Origin of the sequence: Nocardia sichangensis (assembly GCF_047200615.1) — a bacterium.
Taxonomy (GTDB): Bacteria; Actinomycetota; Actinomycetes; order Mycobacteriales; family Mycobacteriaceae; genus Nocardia; species Nocardia sichangensis.
In genome coordinates, this window is sequence record NZ_JBJZOK010000148.1 from 1 (window position 1) to 376 (window position 376).

A 376-nucleotide genomic window follows, 5' to 3' on the forward strand; every position below is an offset into this window, starting at 1 on the left:
TGCAGTGCCGTACCAGGGGAGTGAAATCTACCCGGTCGATCAGCTCAGCGCGGCGGAGGCCGAAAGCTGGCAGCGTGCTTTCACCGCGGCCATCGACATCATCGACACCTGTTTGCCCCGCTACGCTCCCGGCCTGCGCGCGGGATTGCGTACGGTGCTGCCACTGCAGTCCGATGGCAAGCTCTCGCGAAGTGCGTCGACACGTCTGGCCTTCGGCGCGGTGGGCCTGGCTCCAGCGCGACTGGACGGCGCGTCACTCGCCGAACTGTTGGTTCATGAGTTCCAGCATGTCAAGATGGGCGCGATACTCGACATGTTCGAGCTGCACGACCTTTCCGACACCGAACCGCGTTACCACCCATTGTGTTTCGTGCAT

1 protein-coding gene is annotated in these 376 nt (G+C 63.0%); it reads left to right on the top strand.

Features of this window, described 5'->3' with window-relative positions; all coding sequences use genetic code 11:
* Positions 1-376, top strand: a 376-nt coding sequence (locus ACL03I_RS39535; RefSeq protein ID WP_412808677.1) for an aKG-HExxH-type peptide beta-hydroxylase, incomplete at both ends; no start/stop codon positions are given.